The organism is Brevibacillus borstelensis (assembly GCF_003710865.1).
Classification (GTDB): domain Bacteria; phylum Bacillota; class Bacilli; order Brevibacillales; family Brevibacillaceae; genus Brevibacillus; species Brevibacillus borstelensis.
Genome location: NZ_RHHO01000026.1, coordinates 1 through 16085, shown reverse-complemented (window position 1 = coordinate 16085; position 16085 = coordinate 1). Strand labels below are relative to the sequence as shown.

General features: G+C 53.8%; 16 protein-coding genes and 3 tRNA genes. 18 read left to right on the top strand and 1 reads right to left on the bottom strand.

Going from position 1 to position 16085, the window contains the following annotated elements:
- Positions 1-58: 58 nt before the first annotated feature.
- On the top strand, positions 59-769 hold the full coding sequence (locus EDM54_RS13135) for a cytochrome c biogenesis CcdA family protein (RefSeq protein WP_003385623.1): 711 nt from the start codon (positions 59-61) through the stop codon (positions 767-769).
- Positions 770-783: 14 nt separating this feature from the next.
- Positions 784-1326 carry a TlpA family protein disulfide reductase gene (locus EDM54_RS13130; protein ID WP_024984185.1) on the top strand — a complete coding sequence of 181 codons (543 nt, stop codon included), beginning with the start codon at positions 784-786 and terminating at the stop codon, positions 1324-1326.
- Between the two features lie 24 nt (positions 1327-1350).
- On the opposite strand, the gene EDM54_RS13125 is transcribed toward EDM54_RS13130, so the two are convergent.
- Positions 1351-2511: a CapA family protein gene (locus EDM54_RS13125; protein ID WP_003385620.1), complete on the bottom strand. Its 1161-nt coding sequence runs from the start codon at positions 2509-2511 to the stop codon at positions 1351-1353.
- 251 nt (positions 2512-2762) lie between these two features.
- Here EDM54_RS13125 and EDM54_RS13120 point away from each other — a divergent pair, with 251 nt between their 5' ends.
- From EDM54_RS13120 to EDM54_RS13045, 16 genes are all read left to right on the top strand, one after another.
- On the top strand, positions 2763-2963 hold the full coding sequence (locus tag EDM54_RS13120) for a hypothetical protein (RefSeq protein ID WP_003385619.1): 201 nt from the start codon (positions 2763-2765) through the stop codon (positions 2961-2963).
- A gap of 406 nt (positions 2964-3369) precedes the next feature.
- A complete protein-coding gene (locus tag EDM54_RS13115; RefSeq protein ID WP_003385618.1) occupies positions 3370-4125 on the top strand; it encodes a 2-phosphosulfolactate phosphatase in 756 nt (251 codons plus the stop codon).
- Positions 4126-4255: 130 nt separating this feature from the next.
- Positions 4256-4414, top strand: a complete 159-nt coding sequence (locus tag EDM54_RS13110) for a YycC family protein (protein ID WP_122958313.1) — start codon at positions 4256-4258, stop codon at positions 4412-4414.
- Between the two features lie 257 nt (positions 4415-4671).
- Positions 4672-5238 carry a thioredoxin family protein gene (locus EDM54_RS13105; protein ID WP_003385616.1) on the top strand — a complete coding sequence of 189 codons (567 nt, stop codon included), beginning with the start codon at positions 4672-4674 and terminating at the stop codon, positions 5236-5238.
- Between the two features lie 178 nt (positions 5239-5416).
- On the top strand, positions 5417-5731 hold the full coding sequence (locus tag EDM54_RS13100) for a hypothetical protein (protein WP_024984085.1): 315 nt from the start codon (positions 5417-5419) through the stop codon (positions 5729-5731).
- Positions 5732-5833: 102 nt separating this feature from the next.
- Positions 5834-5909: transfer RNA gene (locus EDM54_RS13095), tRNA-Thr, on the top strand.
- Between the two features lie 6 nt (positions 5910-5915).
- Positions 5916-6000, top strand: a tRNA-Tyr gene (locus EDM54_RS13090).
- A 25-nt stretch (positions 6001-6025) separates the two neighbouring features.
- Positions 6026-6112 (top strand) — tRNA-Leu (locus tag EDM54_RS13085).
- A 171-nt stretch (positions 6113-6283) separates the two neighbouring features.
- On the top strand, positions 6284-6772 hold the full coding sequence (locus EDM54_RS13080) for a MarR family winged helix-turn-helix transcriptional regulator (RefSeq protein WP_003385614.1): 489 nt from the start codon (positions 6284-6286) through the stop codon (positions 6770-6772).
- A gap of 152 nt (positions 6773-6924) precedes the next feature.
- Complete coding sequence (locus EDM54_RS13075; RefSeq protein WP_035979648.1) at positions 6925-7863, top strand: ABC transporter permease; 939 nt, start codon at positions 6925-6927, stop codon at positions 7861-7863.
- Entirely contained in the window at positions 7856-8680 is an 825-nt protein-coding gene (locus tag EDM54_RS13070; RefSeq protein ID WP_122958310.1) for an ABC transporter permease, read from the top strand. Before EDM54_RS13075 ends, EDM54_RS13070 begins: the two co-directional genes overlap by 8 nt.
- Complete coding sequence (locus EDM54_RS13065) at positions 8677-9501, top strand: ABC transporter ATP-binding protein (RefSeq protein WP_003385609.1); 825 nt, start codon at positions 8677-8679, stop codon at positions 9499-9501. The genes EDM54_RS13070 and EDM54_RS13065 overlap by 4 nt, the downstream gene beginning before the upstream one ends.
- Positions 9467-10276, top strand: coding sequence for an ABC transporter ATP-binding protein (locus EDM54_RS13060; RefSeq protein ID WP_122958309.1), 810 nt, complete (start codon positions 9467-9469; stop codon positions 10274-10276). Before EDM54_RS13065 ends, EDM54_RS13060 begins: the two co-directional genes overlap by 35 nt.
- A 28-nt stretch (positions 10277-10304) precedes the next feature.
- Positions 10305-11921: an ABC transporter substrate-binding protein gene (locus EDM54_RS13055; protein ID WP_122958308.1), complete on the top strand. Its 1617-nt coding sequence runs from the start codon at positions 10305-10307 to the stop codon at positions 11919-11921.
- 151 nt (positions 11922-12072) lie between these two features.
- Positions 12073-13863, top strand: a complete 1791-nt coding sequence (locus EDM54_RS13050) for an ABC transporter ATP-binding protein (protein ID WP_122958307.1) — start codon at positions 12073-12075, stop codon at positions 13861-13863.
- 273 nt (positions 13864-14136) lie between these two features.
- Complete coding sequence (locus EDM54_RS13045; RefSeq protein WP_122958306.1) at positions 14137-15897, top strand: ABC transporter ATP-binding protein; 1761 nt, start codon at positions 14137-14139, stop codon at positions 15895-15897.
- Positions 15898-16085: the final 188 nt, after the last annotated feature.

Genomic DNA, 16085 nt, shown 5'->3' with positions numbered 1-16085 from the left:
TTTTGAGCGATGCCAAGTTTCGGTACAATAGAATTACCATTACCCCACGGAGGTATCTATGAGTGGAGATCTTTCCGTCTTTTTAGCATTTGGTGCGGGCTTTCTTTCTTTTGTTTCCCCTTGCTGTCTGCCCTTGTATCCTTCGTTCATTTCCTATATTACCGGCGTTACGATGGATGAGGTGAAAAAGGGAAGAGCTGTTTTCCAACGGCAGGCGCTATTGCACACCCTGTTCTTTATCTTTGGATTTTCGATTGTTTTCGTCGCCTTGGGACTGTCTACTTCCTGGTTGGGCAGCCTTTTTGCCTCCCAAAAGGATTTGATTCGCCAATTAGGGGGCATATTACTTGTGATCATCGGTTTGGTGATGCTTCAAGTCTTTAAGATGGACTGGATGATGAAGACGTGGAAAGTGGACCTGAAATCCCGGCCGATCGGGTATACCGGCTCCGTCCTGGTTGGAATTACGTACGCTGCTGGCTGGACGCCGTGTGTGGGACCGATTCTCTCCGGTATTATCGTTCTCGGCATGAATGATCCGGGGAGCGCCCTGTCTTATACCCTGGCCTATACTGCGGGCTTTGCGATTCCATTCTTTGTCATGACGTTTTTCATCAGCAAGGTCAAGGGAATCATGAAGTACTCTGACCGGCTGATGAAAGTGGGCGGTGCTCTGATGATCTTGTTTGGCGTGTTGCTGTATACGGACAAGATGACAGACATCACGAAAGTCCTGATTAAGATGTACGGAGGCTTCACCGGATTCTAACCCGGGGTGACCACATGAAAAGACTCATACTGGCAATGGTTATCGCTGTGCTTGTAGGCGCAGCAATCTGGCAGCCTTCTCAACAGACGGGTGCAGTGACGGTGGAACAAAGGCCGGAAGCAGGATTCGAAGCGCCGCATTTTTCGCTGCGAGGGCTTGACGATCAGACGTACGAGGTCGCAGGGAAGCGGGAGAAACCGCTTGTCATCAATTTTTGGGCGTCCTGGTGCGGCCCGTGCAAACTGGAAGCGCCGGACTTGCAAAAAGTTGCGGAGAAATACGGGCAGCAGGTGGACTTTTACGGTGTAAACGTAACTTCCAACGACAGTCTGGAGGGAGCGCAAGCATTTGTAAAGCAGTATAAGCTCACTTTCCCGATTCCGATGGACGTTACCGGTGATGTAGCCAACCGCTACTGGATTCAAGCATTTCCTACCACTTATCTGGTGGATAAGCAAGGGATCATCCGAAAGAAAATCATCGGAATGGTAGAGGGGCACTATCTGGAAACGGAATTGAAAAGATTGCTGGAAGGAAAAACAGGACCGCTGCGGTAGGGGAGGCAGCGGCCCTGTTTTATTTTAGTTCTCCGGATCAGCTTTTCTTTGAACGCTCCCGTCAGGCAAGATTTGCACATCTTTGGATAGCGATTCCATCCGCTGACGAAGCGCCTGGCTGTTTTCCTCATTCATCGGAACAGCTTGTCCCAGCTCGGCATGGTGGGGAAGCATTTTCAGCTGGCAATCGCCCGTTTTTGTACAGGAGGCCTGGAGAACCATCGTCTCCCATGTTTTAGGGTCGTTGGAACGGGTAAAGATAAAATTCCCAAGACTGTAGGCGATCCATTTCTCGTTGTACTGTTCAAAGCCCTGCAGCACATGCGGATGGCCGCCGATCACCAGGTCTGCACCCGCATCTATATATGCCCGGGACAGCTCCATCTGATGATCTACGGGATAGTCTTCCCGCTCTTTTCCCCAATGGGCGATGACAATGACCAGATCTGCTTGTCCTCTGGCCAGTTGAATGGCTTCCACGGCCTTTGCCGGATCATACGAGACCGCGATACCCGGCTTGTTTTTGCCTGCGTACCAGCTTACATTCGGTACGACGCGACTGAAGCCGAAAAACGCCATCCGAATGCCATTGCGCTCGACGTATGCCGGCGCATAGGCACGCTTTGCATCCGGGCCAGCCCCTACATACTCCAGACCGTTGTCTTCCAGCACCTGAAAAGTATCCAAAAGACCGCTTTCCCCCTGATCCATCGAGTGATTGTTAGCCAGATTCACCAGATCGATACCTGCTTCCTTCATAGCTGGAATTGCCTCCGGTGGAGACTTGTAGACGAACTCTTTGTTGGAGGCCGGTGTACCGTTTTTTGTAACAGGCGTCTCCAGATTGGCAACCGTAAAATCATCCTGTTGAAAGTATGGATGTACGTGGACATACGGAAAATCATATCCGTTTTCTTTCAACCTGGTTTCCACATGACCAGTCAAGATCACGTCGCCGACAAAAGTCAGGTTTACGGTAGCGGCTTGTTTGTTTTCACCTGCCTGCTCAGCAGGCTGGTCCGGCTGCTTTTCTTGGGAATGGTTCCAGAAGTTGTGCAGCAAATAAAAAACCAGACAGGCTCCCAGCAGGACAAACGTAAATAGAATCGTTCGCAATACAATCGTCAACAATTTTCTTTTTCTTCTGCGCTTCGCTTTTAAGCGGTCTATCCTTGTTTGATGCATCGCTCTCCCTCATATCAAAGCCTTCTGCCGCAAGGGGCGGCTTTCTTCAAAACATAAAGATAATTATAACATGCTGAAAAGCCAAAAGCCTAATCAAGCGTCCCTGGTTGCGGCTCTAGCAAGGGAGGAGACTGGGCTTCAAAGCCCGGCCCATTTTTGCTACTAGCGGTCTTTTTTTGTACCATTGCCTAAGGAGAACGGATTCCTTTGCCTCATATGATAAACGGACATGAGGCAGAGGAGGGATAGAGGTGTCCAAGCCAAAGAAGGGGAGAGGAAAGAAGGATTCCAAACAGCATCCCAATCAAGTGAATTTAAAGATTGTGACTTCCGGGACCTGCATGGTCTGCAAGGAGCCATGTACACGCGGTATGGAGTATGTAGAGAAGATGGCGCAGCCGGGAGCCGTTGGTTTTGGAGTGCCGTGTATTTTGACCAGGCCCCGTGCCTGATACGAGATCAGTTCCAGAGAAGGGAAACAGAAGTGTGAGGTCGGGGTAATCGCCTGCTTAAAGCTGTCAGGGCCGGGATTATCCCTTTATTTTTTGGTTTGGATATGTTTATTCGTTTGCTTATCAAGATTTTCATAACTGTATGGACTGAAGGAGGTTGACACGCCAAGTGCAATTCTAAGTGGAAAACGAGGAAACAGGGAAGCAGAGTAGAGAACAGAGAAGAATATTCCATAATAATAAAAAAGGGATACCCGATTTGGACATCTCTTAAATGATGGTAATATATGGAAGTTGCGTTTTGGAATCTATTATAAATTCTAATAAATATTGGATAAAAAGTCTATTTCTTTTTTTGGCACTATCAGATAATGACAGTAAGTCGAATCCAAAAAGGGTGCAAATCATGTTTGATCAAGAGCCATTTCTGGTAAAAGTGGAATGGGGAAAACGCGGGGCACGAGAAGCTGCCGAACGGGGGGATATTGCGATTGTCGTCGATGTTCTCAGCTTTTCTTCGACAATCGTTACTGCCATCCATCATCATGCGATTGTTTATCCATACCCCCCGCCGATTAATGAACAGGCTGCCGCCTATGCAGACGAGATCGGGGCAGAATTGCTGCTGGGAAGAGCAGAAGCGGCGAGAGCTGGAAGACCCTCTTTGTCCCCGGTATCGTTTGGGCCCAGGGATGCAGAGAAAAAATATGTCCTCTGCTCACTCAATGGAGCTGCTTGTTCCCGGCTTGCTGCCGGTGCCTCTGCTCTATTGGTCGGCAGTCTGTTGAATGCGACTGCTGCTGCTAAGTATGCGAATAGCCTTCAAAGAAAGACGGGAGCGTCCATCACTGTCGTTCCATGCGGAGAGTATTGGCAAGGCGGACGAGACGGCGAAAATGATCTTCGGCCAGGGATCGAGGATTATTTAGGAGCTGGTGCGATCATATCCGGTTTGGCGGGGAGTAAATCTCCGGAGGCCCTGGTCTGTGAGGGAGCATTTCGCGAGGGCAGGGACCGCATCGCAGATTTAATCTGGGATTGTGGCAGCGGGCGAGAGCTGCGTGAAAAGGGCTTTGCCGAAGACGTTCGCCACTGTGCCCGTCTGGATATGTATCAGGAGGTTCCCATTTTGGACCGGAACCACTTTCGAGATGCTCTTTAATGAAATGTAGTATGGATCATGGAAGACATCGCATCACCGACCTTGCGCGCGGCTCATACCGCGTATCTGGCAAGGCAAGAAGTGCTGTATTATACTAGGTGTACATAACGATGAAGGGAAGTGGTTGTCCATGAGACCACTCGCGATTTCGCCGGAAACGGCTGGGAAGCTGGCGGAAGCATTGCAGGTTCCTTTGGAGCGCCTGATGCACATGCCGCAACATATCTTGCTGCAAAAAATGATGGAGCTGGCAAAAGAAGAAGCGGAGAAAAAAGAGGCCGGGGAGTAAGGAGCTTTCCCTTTGATCTTCCACGAGCAAAGAGGCTTTATCAAAGAAGCTTCTCTTCGTACGACGTTCTCATGCAGATCCAACGCAGCATTTTCCTTTGCCTGCAACCGCCCGTCGATCGAGATGCTGTTGTACCGACAAACATACTCGCCATTGCGGTATCTGCAGCAATCCTCCCGATGTGCAAGCAGGCAAAGGATTTTCATAGGTCCTGGTGAATCATACCTACATAAGAACAAAAATTTGGAGGGGATCATATGGCAGTAAATGTAGCGCATAAATACGGAACTGGTGTAAAACCGCAGGATTTCATCCAGGGAATGACAAAAAATCAGGAAGCGTTCAACGATTGGTTCGAGAAGTTTGCTTGGGCCAGCGAGGAAGACCGCGAGTTTTTCGCATCGCTCCGCCATCGTGACGATCTGCGTTGCCTGATCATCGCAGCCGATTGGTGCGGCGATGTGGTTCGCAATGTGCCGGTTGTGCTCCGGGCTTTGGAAGAAACAGAAATCCCTACAGAAATCATGGTGATGGAAGACCACCTCGACCTCATGGATGAATTCCTCACCATGGGAGGCCGCGCGATTCCTGTCGTCATCTTTGCAGATACTGGCGGACATGTTCTCGCCAAATGGGGCCCGCGCCCGCAGCATGTGCAAGCAGTGATGACTGCTTTTAAACAACAGAATCCGGACCGGAATGCACCCGACTACGAGGAAAAGATTAAAGTCGCTCGTGCCGAGATGCTCGCCCAGTACGGAGAGGGCACCGGTTACCAGCAGGTGATCGTAAAAGAACTGCGGGACGTACTATCGGCTATTTAATTGCAGACAAGGAGCTGGAGCACCACCCGAGACCAGCCGAGATCCAGGGAAGCAGTTCGCTACCCCGGATTCGGGAGAGTGCTCATGTTGACAGAAAATCAGTTGTAAATAGAAGCAGGGATGGGAGCGCGGCTCAACGGTTCGCTCCTGTCCGCTTCTTTTGGAAGGAATGAAAAGCTTGCATTACTACGGAAATGAGACCATCATGTCATTGGAGCAGGTTCTGCGCCTTCGTCCAAATGAAGTCCGGATATTGGAATGGGTTCGTACATACGAGTTTCTTGAAAATCAGTATGGCCTCGATGATGCCGTCCCTCATTTTTTAGAGATAAAATGTGAGGCAGATGCAGTTAGGATCAGACGAAACAGAATCACCGATTTTCCCGAATACATTTGCGAAGAAGAGAAGACGTTTCCTGATGTGGAACAGGCCCTTGCTCTCTTTCATGAGTGGGCAAAGCAAATATTGGACCAGGTAGGGAACGACAAGTAAGAGGGTCTGAAGAAATTGAGTATGTATTGACAATATTAATTCTATTATGTTAGAGTTAAAAGCGTCGATTCGTTTTTCATAAAAGGAAAAACATCGATGTATGCCGGTGTAGCTCAATTGGTAGAGCACCTGACTTGTAATCAGGGGGTTGTGGGTTCAAGTCCTATCGCCGGCACCATTTTTCGGGGAGATAGCGAAGTGGCTAAACGCGGCAGACTGTAAATCTGCTCCCTATGGGTTCGGCGGTTCGAATCCGTCTCTCCCCACCATCTTTTCTGTCAGTTTATAATTCGAGCCGGTGTGGCGGAATTGGCAGACGCGACGGACTCAAAATCCGTTTCCAGCAATGGAGTGGGGGTTCAAGTCCCTTCACCGGCACCATCATAGAGCGACGATATTCTTCGGGTCGAGGCACCTGAAGAATTTTTTTTATGTGGACCATCAGTCCCAACGATTTGCAGACTCTGCGGTCGGTACATCATGGGCATATTTCCTTTTGTTGACAACAGCTCTATAGCTGCTATATACTTTTTTCTTGAGGTGGTAATCAGCATGGACATGAATGAGTTGCGCCAAACTCAACTCAGTTATTACTTTTTGGATGCAGTAACAGCATATATGGATTTCGAGAAGACCACCCATTTTTTAAGAACAAAGGATGGCAAACAAATTTATTATGCGGAAATCCATACCGTATCGGCGATTAAAGAAAACGAAGGGATACATATTACCGCGCTGGCTGAAAAGCTCGGTGTGACCCTTGGTGCTGTGTCCCAGATTCTGATCAAGCTGGAAAAGAAAGGATTGATCAAAAAAGAAAGAGACCCTCGCAACCAGTCTCGATTTCTGCTCACGCTCACTTGCGAAGGGGAAATCGCGCATTTGAACCATCTGAGGTTTCACGAAGCGTTTGATGATCTGGTTTACAGCGTTTTGGAGGGAAAATCCGAGGAGCAGGTACGGTTTTTGAAACAATGTTTGATCGACCTGGCGGCAAAACTGCAGACCGCAACTGAGGAAGAGAAGAAGAAGCAAAAATGAGGAAAATTTTTACATAAAGACTATAGTACCTATAGACATTCAAATTGTGAATTCCACCAGAAATGGTGGAATAAAAAACAATATTAATTGAGAATGATTATCTTGTTCATTCAAAAAACTTGCCGAAACGAGGTGAACATGCCGTGGTGTCCATGATTCGAAGGAGATTGACCGGGCTTGCCGTGGTACTGTTCGGGGTAACCCTCCTCTCTTTCCTGCTGGCCAGCATCTCGCCGGTCGATCCGGCCGAAGCGTATGCGCTCCGGGTCACCCAGCAGCCGACGCCCGAACAGATTGCCGCCATTCGCGTAGAGCTGGGCCTTCATCTGCCGTTACATCAGCAGTATTTCCGTTGGGTCGGCAATCTTCTGCAAGGAGATTTGGGCATCTCTTATTTGACGAAAAAGCCAGTCCTCTCCGACATTGCCGAAAAATTGCCCGTGACGCTGCAACTGGTTGGGCTCGCCCTCGTGTGGGTCGCGTTGGTTACGGTTCCGATCGGCATTCTGACTGCCTTGAAGCCGGGAACTCTATTCGATCAAGCAGTCCGATGGGCGACCATCCTCGGCATCTCACTGCCGAGCTTTTGGCTCGGATTTCTCCTGCTGCTGCTGTTCACTTTGATCCTCCCTGTGTTCCAGGTGGTGAATGCGGGCACGCTCGGCAGTCTGATTCTCCCTTCGCTTACGCTGGCGGTACCGGCGGCGTCCGCCTTTATCCGCCTGTTCCGTGCGACACTGTTGTCCAATTTGAATAAAGATTATGTCGTTTACGCCAGAGCAAGAGGAATCCGCCAGAGCCGGATTGTGTGGGTACATGTGGTCAAAAACTCGTTACCGCCACTCATTACGCTCTTTTGTCAATACGTCGGGCTGCTGGTCACCGGCAGCGCGGTCGTCGAGAGTCTATTCTCGCTGCCAGGCATCGGCATGCATCTGGTTAATGCCAGCATGGCCCGCGATTTGCCGACCGTCAACGGATGCGTGCTTGTCATCGCGCTCATCTTCGTTTTGACCCGAACGGCGGCGGAACTGATCAATGCGCGACTGAACCCGAAGCTGACGGACAAGGAGGAAAGGCTGTATGGGTAAAGCGATCCTGAACAACAAACAGGCCCTTGCCGGCCTTGCGCTGATCGCCATCGTCTCGATCATGGCTGTGCTCGCTCCTGTCATGGCACCCAACGATCCGAACAAGATTGATGTGATGAGCAGGTTTCTGGCTCCCAGCGCCCAATACCCGCTCGGGACCGATCAGTTGGGCCGGTGCGTGCTCTCCCGGCTGCTGTACGGAGCGATCTACTCACTCGGTATTGCCGTGCCGACACTGTTTGTGCTGGGCGGCATCGGGGCGGCGCTTGGAACGGCAGCGGCCTATATCGGCGGGAGATGGGAACGCGGCTTTTTGGTTGTGTGCGATATTGTAATGGCGTTTCCTTCTCTCGTTCTCATGCTGGCGCTGATTGGCTCGCTCGGGCAAGGGCTCGTGAGCATTGTCGCGGCGACTGTCAGCACCATGTGGGCGTGGTTCGCCAAAGTAGTCTGGTCGTACGCCAGCCTGGAAAAAGGCAAGGACTACATTGTCGCTTCCTGTATCGCTGGATGCAGCGGCTGGCGAATCGTGTTTGGCCACATCATGCCAAACCTGCTGCCGCAATTTGCGGTATACCTGAGTACCGGCATCGCCGGGTTCATCCTGATGGTGTCCGGCCTATCGTATCTTGGGCTCGGCTTCGAAGCAGGGACGCCGGAGTGGGGGGCGATGCTCAGCGAGGCGAAAGCGCATTTCTTTTCCCATCCGACGCTGGTCGTCTATCCCGGCTTGTGTATCTTGCTCGCGGCGGCCGGGTTCAACCTGTTCGGCGAGGCGCTCCGGGACATTCTCTCTCCAGAGGAGGCAAGCGAATGAGCGAGTTGTTGCAAGTCGAAAGCCTATGCATCGGGCTGAAGCAAACGGGCAAGCCCATCGTCAAGCAAGTGAGTTTCGCACTTCGCAAAGGGGCCGCGCTGGCCGTGGTCGGGGAGAGCGGCAGTGGGAAGACGCTGACTTGCAAGGCAATCTTGCGGTTGCTTCATGATCGGACATTTACTGTTTCCGGGAGCATCCGCTATCGCGGACAAGAGCTGCTTGCGGCAAGCGAGCGGGATATGCGAGCGCTGCGAGGCAACCGGATTGCGATGATCGTGCAGCATCCGATGATGGCGTTTGATCCGACCGCCACCATCGGCACTCAAATCACGGAGACGATCATGGCCCACCGCCGTATAAGCAAAAGGGACGCTTACTCGTCAGGTGTCCGGGCGCTGGAGCGGATGAATCTGCCCCGCTGCGAGCAACTGATGAACAGCTATCCGTCCGAATTGAGCGGCGGCATGCTGCAACGGATCGTCATCGCCCTGGCAATCATTCACGAGCCGGACGTAATTATTGCCGACGAGCCGACGACCGCTCTGGACGTCCGCAATCAAAGCATGGTCCTGCAGGAACTCAAACAGTTGAAGCAAAGCGGAATCGGGCTGCTGCTCGTCACCCACGACTTCGGCGTCGCCGCGGGTCTGGCGGACGAGATGCTCGTCATGCGGGAAGGGGAGGTGATCGAGCGCGGTACGGTACATGACGTCTTTGCAGCACCCAGAGAAGCATACACAAAGGAGCTTTTGGAGGCCAGAATACTCATGAGGAAGGAAGACCGACATGATCGAGATGAGGGATGTATCCAAACAGTATAGGGGCAAAGGCAGCCGTGGGCGTTCAGTTACGTTCGATGCAGTCAAGCAGGTCTCCCTCACACTTCGTTCGGATGTTCGTTACGCGTTAGTCGGCGAGAGCGGCAGCGGCAAAAGCACGCTTGCCCGACTGTTAATGGCGATCGATCCACCGACGAGCGGAGAGATTTTGTTTGATGGTGCCAGCGTATGGGAGATGCACCCACGGGAGCTTCGCAAGAAACGGGCAGAGTATCAGATGGTGCTGCAAAACGCGAGCGGCTCCCTCGATCCTCGGAGCAGCGTGTACGATTCGATCGCTGAGCCGATCCGCTGCCTAACGAACCTGGACCGGAGCGAAGAGCGCGAGAAAGTGCTGGCGCTGGCCGAACGGATGAAGCTGTCAGCGGCGCAGCTGGAGCGGCTGCCCCACGAACTAAGCGGCGGCCAGCTCAAGCGTGTCTGCATGGCGAGAGCAATGAGCGTGTCGCCGAAATTTATCGTATTCGACGAGGCTGTCAGCGGACTGGACGTGACGGTCCGAAAACAAATTCTCGATCTGATTCTGCAGCTGAAGGACGACGGCTTGGACGGTTACCTGTTCATCACTCACGACATCGATGCGGCGCTCTATTTGGCCGACCATATTTTCGTCATGAAAGACGGGGAAATCGTGGAGCGAATGGAACATGCTGCTTCGTATGCCGATTTCCGACACGACTATTCGCGGCTGCTGATCGAGTCTCTGCCGCCCAAATGGCCGGGTGCCTCCAGCAACGAAACAGGTTTTATCGGGTAATCATTCAGCCTGAGGAGAGGACGCTTCCATGAAAAAAAACATTGGCTGGATCCTGGCTGCATTGATGATGCTTGTAGCTGCCTTGTCCGGTTGCTCCCGCTCATCCGAAGAGCAAGCGCCTGACGAAATAACGCTCAGCGAGAGCTGGGATTTTGCCGGCGGCTTTTATCCGATCGAGACGCTGGTGGTCAATACCAATTTTGGCCCCGAGTTTTACATGTCCAATTTCTACGAAACGCTGGTCAACTACAGAAATGGAGAAATCGTTCCCGGACTCGCGGAATCATGGGACATCTCGGACGACGGGAAAGTGTACACATTCCATTTGCGCCAAAATGTAAAGTTTTCTGACGGGACCCCCTTTGATGCCGAGGCGGTGAAACGGAATCTGGAAGTCATTCCGATCAACCTCGGGAAATACAACGGCTATTTCGGAACGGTATCCACCCGGTTCGAGCAAATTGTCGTTGTCGATGCCAATACAGTCGAAGTACATTTGACCGCTCCTTATTATGGGGGGCTGAAAGATTTTTCGCTGCTCAATCCGATGGCCATGGTGTCGCCGAATGCCTTTCATGAGGATGGTTCCGTCAAGGACACGCTAAAAACTGTCACGCTCGGTACCGGCCCCTACATGTACAGGGGCGACAGGGACGGCAATATCTATACCTTCGTCCGAAACCCCCACTATTGGGGAGAGCCTCCCGAGGTTGAGCGGTTCCATGTGAAAGTGATTCCCGATAATCACGCCAGGCTGCTTGCTTTTCGCAACGGGGAGGTAGATCTCCTCGTGGGGACCCGCCAAATATCTTTTGACGGATTTAATGAGATGAAGGCTGCCGGGTATGGCGCGCTCGTCTCGGAGGGAGAAGCGAATTATACCCGTTTTCTTGCCTTCGATGTATCCAAAGCGCCATTCGACGACTTGAATGTGCGGCTCGCAGTCAGCTATGCCATTGACAAAATGAGTATTGTTCAAAATATCTTTGCGGGGATTGAAACGAAAGCGGACAGCATTTTGGACCCCGCGTTGCCTTACTGCGACGTCCAACTGGTCCCGCGTATTTACGACAGGCAACAAGCAATAGCGCTGCTGGAAAATGCGGGTTGGGTGGATGCAGATGGCGATGGCGTACGGGAAAAAGACGGCGTTATGCTAAAGGGTGAGATTTTGTATATAAAAGGCGACCCCATGATTGACGATTTGATCCTCGTGCTGGCCGCGCAACTGAAAGAAATCGGCATGGAGATGAAAGGAAACGGCATGGAGAAGATGGCGTTTCATGCCGAGTACGCTAAAGGGGTGGCGATTACCCTTTATCAGACGTACGGCAATCCATGGGACCCGCATACCACGATCTCCAATATGAAACCCGATCTGAAGAACGACTATCCGGCCGCTCAGGCGCTCGCTCTTGTGAAAAACGGAAATGACATCATTCAACGGCTGAACGTCACGACGGATGAAAAGGAAATCCGGAAAACCTATCACTTTGTTTTAAGCGAAATTCACGACAAAGCGACTTTGCTTCCCATTTCCTACACGCGGGAGTTGGCACTGCATAACACCGATAAAATAAAAGGATATACGTTCTACGCCGGGCAGCCGTCCCATTTCAATGTTGCGGGGATCAAGTTAAAGTGAATTTTTTTACCCCTGGCCTATAGCTGCTATAGACTTTTAGGGGTACTCGTCTTCTCTATGGCCAGCCGAGCAGGAAGGTAACAGGCATAGCTGCACACGGCATCAGCCGGCAAAGCTATTCCTTATTTTGATATCCAATGAGGTGAATACAATGGTTGAACGAGATGGGGTAAAACATTCGGCCCACATAGAAGAACAGCACATGATCGGCTTCGGGGCACTCGCCCGGCTGTTGCGTCCAGTACGTCTGCATCTAATCGGCTGCGCCCTGCTCTCAGCGCTCGGGGCAGCGGCCGGACTCGCCCCTTATATCGCCGTCGCGGAGATCGCGCGCCACGTGCTCGTCGCCGCCAGTGCTGCAGACGCAGCCAGGGAAGTCTGGATGTGGGTGGGCATCGGAGCGGCCGGCGCAGCGCTCAGGCTCGTGCTCGTTTTCCTGTCATCGCGACTCGGCCACTATGCAGACGCCGAAACGTTGCACGACATCCGCAAGCGGCTCGTCCGCCATCTGGGTGTAGTGCCGCTTGGCTGGTTTCGGGCAACTGGCTCCGGTGCCATCAAGAAGGCGATGACGACCGATCTGGAAGTGATGCATCAGCTAATCGCCCATGCTCTCGGTGAAATGATCGGCGCTGTCGTAGCAATGACGGTCGGTTTCGCCTATTTGGCGATAATTGATTGGCGGATGACGCTGATCACGGCCGCCGTTCTCGCCGTGATGGCCACTTCCTTTCGCATCGCGATGCGTTCGATCACGACGCATATGGCCCGTCTGCAGGCGGCGGAAGAGCGCATCAGCGCCGCCGGTGTCGAATATGCCGATGGGATCACGGTCGTAAAAACGTTCGGTACGGGAGGGCGCATTCTGCAGCGTTTCGCCGAAGCCGTTCGCGATCATACCGAGGCGATGAGCGCGTGGGTGTCGGAGACCCGGTACAGTTCTGCTGTCTCCCGGCTGTTTTCTTCCGAAATGTCGGTACTGGCCGTGGTGATGGCAGCCGGTCTTGGTTTTGTCGCTAAGGATCAGCTCGCAGTCGCTGACTTGTTGCCCTTCCTGATCGTCGGTATTGGGTTGCCAACGTCGATCACCCCGGCGATTCACGGCTCACAAGGTTTGCGCCAGGGACGGATGGCGGCCAGCCATATCGAGCAGCTGCTGTCGCTTCAAGCGCTGTCCGAAGCGGAGCAGCCGCAGAAGCCGCGGGATCATCGCATCGAATTCGACCGTGTCTCCTTCTCTTACGACGGCAAGACCAACGCGCTTTCAGACATAAGTGCAGTATGCGAGCCCGGGACCGTAACCGCAATCGTAGGTCCTTCGGGTGCCGGGAAGACGACGATCGCGAGCCTGCTGCCGCGCTTTTACGACGTCACCGACGGCGCGATCCGCATCGGCGGCATTGACATCCGGTCCATCCCGACGCCGGAGCTGCTAAAGTTGATGTCGCTCGTATTCCAGGACGTCGTGCTGCTGAGGGACACGGTTAGGGAAAACATCCGCATCGGCCGCCCTGACGCTACGGACGAGGAGGTTCGTCGTGCCGCTGTCGCCGCCCAGATCCATCACGTGATTGAACAGCTTCCGAACGGTTACGATACGGTTTTGGGTGCTGGCACAGGCGGGCTGTCTGGCGGCGAGCGGCAGCGGATGACGATTGCGAGGGCGATTCTGTCCGGTGCGCCGATCGTCATTTTGGACGAAGCCACGGCTTCGCTTGACCCGGACAGCGAAGCGGCCGTTCAGGACGCGTTGGCCGAGCTCGCCACCGGCAAAACCGTGATCGTCATCGCACACCGGCTGCACACAATCCGAAACGCCGACCAAATTCTCGTTCTGAACGATGGGCGGCTAACCGAACACGGAACCCATGAGGAACTGCTCGCCCACAGGGGGCTGTATGCCCGCATGTGGAAAGCTCAACAGCAGGGAGAATCTGTATGAGTCGCAGCGTCGGCTCTGACAAACTCCGGCACGGCACCGGAATCAGCTGAGTTGACGCCGTTCGGCTCACGCAGGCTGCCAGCGAGAGATCGGTTGCATCGCCTGTGCTTGCATCGGGGTGGCTGGCCTCGCCGGAGCCTTCGTACACAAGGCTGAATGACTGACTGCCTATCTGCCTGCAAACGAATGAACAAAAACAAACCTAGCCCAACGGATAAACGTGCCAGGAAGCCATGCCTTCACATGTTAAACCTTGTAAAAAGGAGAATGTCTATGATTCCTATGATCCGCAACCTGTATCGGTTATGGCCGGACCCGAAGCTGCTTTTGCGTCTCGGTTCGTTGCAAGTGATTCTGGCAGTATTGCAGGGAGTGCTGCTCGGCATGCTCGTTCCGATCTTGCGGGCGCTGCTGCGCCCGGAGCCGGACTTCGCCGCTGCTGGGCCGTGGCTATTCGCGGGCGGAATCGGCCTTGCCGTCTATGCTGTGCTCACCGTCATCGCCACGCCATTCGGCTTCGCCGCCAGTATGGAGCTCGCCGCTGAGCTCAGACACCATCTGATGCGGCACGTGACAACTCTCCCTCTCGGATGGTTCACGGCCGACCGCAAAGCCCGCCTCGCCCGGGCGGTCACCGCTGACGTCAACACGATCTCTCACCTGACCGTTACGATTGGATTCCCGGCGATCGTTTCCGTCCTTGTGCCGGCTACCGTCATCGTGGTCACGTTTGCGGTCGACTGGCGGATGGCGCTGCTGTTTCTCGCCATTGCCCCCATCGCTTTCCTGACCTTGCGGCGTGCCGGGCACATTGCCAGCATCGCCGAGGTTGAGCTGGAGGAGGCAGCCACGGAGATTGCCGGGCGGGCCATCGAGCTCGGGCAAGCGCAGACGGTGCTGCGAGCGGCCGGTCACGGTACGACCGGTACCGCCCGGCTGCGTGAGGCGCTAGAAGAGCATCGCCGAACCTACCGCCGCGGTTTGCGTCGCTCCATGGTGCCAGATCTGACATTCACCGCCGTTGTAATGATCGGGTTCGCGGCCGTGCTTGCGCTAGGAGCTTGGCTGCTGCTGGAACGATCGCTTCCCATCCCGGATGCGGTCGTGCTGTTCGTGCTGGCCGTCCGCTTTCTGGAGCCGATCGGCAATCTGATCGAACTGATTGGAGCTCTCCGCGCGATGGACAACTCGATCGGGCGCGTTCAGGCGATTCTGCACACCCGTCCGCTTCCGAAAGCACCAAAGCCTGTAACTCGTCTGGAGAATGCTGGCATCGAATTTGAAAGCGTAACCTATCATTATGAGCAGGAAACCGGCAAGGCGCCAGCCTTGTCCGATGTATCATTCCGTTGTCTCCCCGGAACGATGACAGCACTCGTTGGGCCGTCGGGCTCCGGCAAGACGACCGTCATCCGGCTCATCGCCCGATTCTTCGACGTCGACAAAGGCAGCGTACGCATCGGCGGCGTCGACGTCCGAAGCCTGAATGAAGAAGTGTTGATGAGTGATGTCGCTATCGTGTTCCAGGACGTGTATCTGTTCGACACGACGATTGAGGACAACGTCCGGCTTGCCAAGCCGGACGCCACGGATGAGGAGCTTGCCGCCGCCGCGCGCGCTGCCCGCCTCGACGACGTCATCGCCCGTCTCCCGCAAGGCTGGCGCTCGCGTGTCGGCGAGGGAGGCGCCCAACTATCCGGGGGTGAGCGGCAGCGGGTGTCTATTGCCCGGGCGTTCCTGAAGCGTGCACGGATCGTGCTGATCGACGAGGCGAGCTCCGCGCTTGATCCAGAGAACGAGATCGCGGTTAGCCAAGCGATCGCCAATCTGGCCGGCGATCCCGACCGGACAGTCATCGTTATCGCTCATCGTCCGTCGACGCTAGCCGCCGCCGATCAAGTTATCGTACTCGATGCGGGCCGTGTCGCCGAAATCGGGAAGCCGGAGGAACTCCGCCAGGGAGAGGGAATTTTTGCCCGTCTGTTCGACCAATACGAGCGCGCCCGGAGCTGGCACATCGTCAAACGGGCATAGTGCGGGCCGCCGGTACGAATCGATCATGGGAGGGACTTATGCCGTTCGAAGGGGAAAGGTTTCTCTCGATGAAGAACCAAGCATACAATATATCTCAAGGATGATTTGATTCCGGGCGCCTTTTCAAATTGATGACCGAAATAATGCCTGCTACAAAGCGTTTACACAATGTAGCGTAGTGCTTAACA

Excerpts from the sequence above, each read along its gene's own strand:
- EDM54_RS13135 (WP_003385623.1), top strand. The coding sequence starts at position 59 with ATGAGTGGAGATCTTTCCGTCTTTTTAGCATTTGGTGCGGGCTTTCTT.
- EDM54_RS13130 (WP_024984185.1), top strand. The coding sequence starts at position 784 with ATGAAAAGACTCATACTGGCAATGGTTATCGCTGTGCTTGTAGGCGCA.
- EDM54_RS13125 (WP_003385620.1), bottom strand. The coding sequence starts at position 2,511 with ATGCATCAAACAAGGATAGACCGCTTAAAAGCGAAGCGCAGAAGAAAA.
- EDM54_RS13115 (WP_003385618.1), top strand. The coding sequence starts at position 3,370 with ATGTTTGATCAAGAGCCATTTCTGGTAAAAGTGGAATGGGGAAAACGC.
- EDM54_RS13110 (WP_122958313.1), top strand. The coding sequence starts at position 4,256 with ATGAGACCACTCGCGATTTCGCCGGAAACGGCTGGGAAGCTGGCGGAA.
- EDM54_RS13105 (WP_003385616.1), top strand. The coding sequence starts at position 4,672 with ATGGCAGTAAATGTAGCGCATAAATACGGAACTGGTGTAAAACCGCAG.
- EDM54_RS13080 (WP_003385614.1), top strand. The coding sequence starts at position 6,284 with ATGGACATGAATGAGTTGCGCCAAACTCAACTCAGTTATTACTTTTTG.
- EDM54_RS13075 (WP_035979648.1), top strand. The coding sequence starts at position 6,925 with ATGATTCGAAGGAGATTGACCGGGCTTGCCGTGGTACTGTTCGGGGTA.
- EDM54_RS13070 (WP_122958310.1), top strand. The coding sequence starts at position 7,856 with ATGGGTAAAGCGATCCTGAACAACAAACAGGCCCTTGCCGGCCTTGCG.
- EDM54_RS13065 (WP_003385609.1), top strand. The coding sequence starts at position 8,677 with ATGAGCGAGTTGTTGCAAGTCGAAAGCCTATGCATCGGGCTGAAGCAA.
- EDM54_RS13060 (WP_122958309.1), top strand. The coding sequence starts at position 9,467 with ATGATCGAGATGAGGGATGTATCCAAACAGTATAGGGGCAAAGGCAGC.
- EDM54_RS13055 (WP_122958308.1), top strand. The coding sequence starts at position 10,305 with ATGAAAAAAAACATTGGCTGGATCCTGGCTGCATTGATGATGCTTGTA.
- EDM54_RS13050 (WP_122958307.1), top strand. The coding sequence starts at position 12,073 with ATGGTTGAACGAGATGGGGTAAAACATTCGGCCCACATAGAAGAACAG.
- EDM54_RS13045 (WP_122958306.1), top strand. The coding sequence starts at position 14,137 with ATGATTCCTATGATCCGCAACCTGTATCGGTTATGGCCGGACCCGAAG.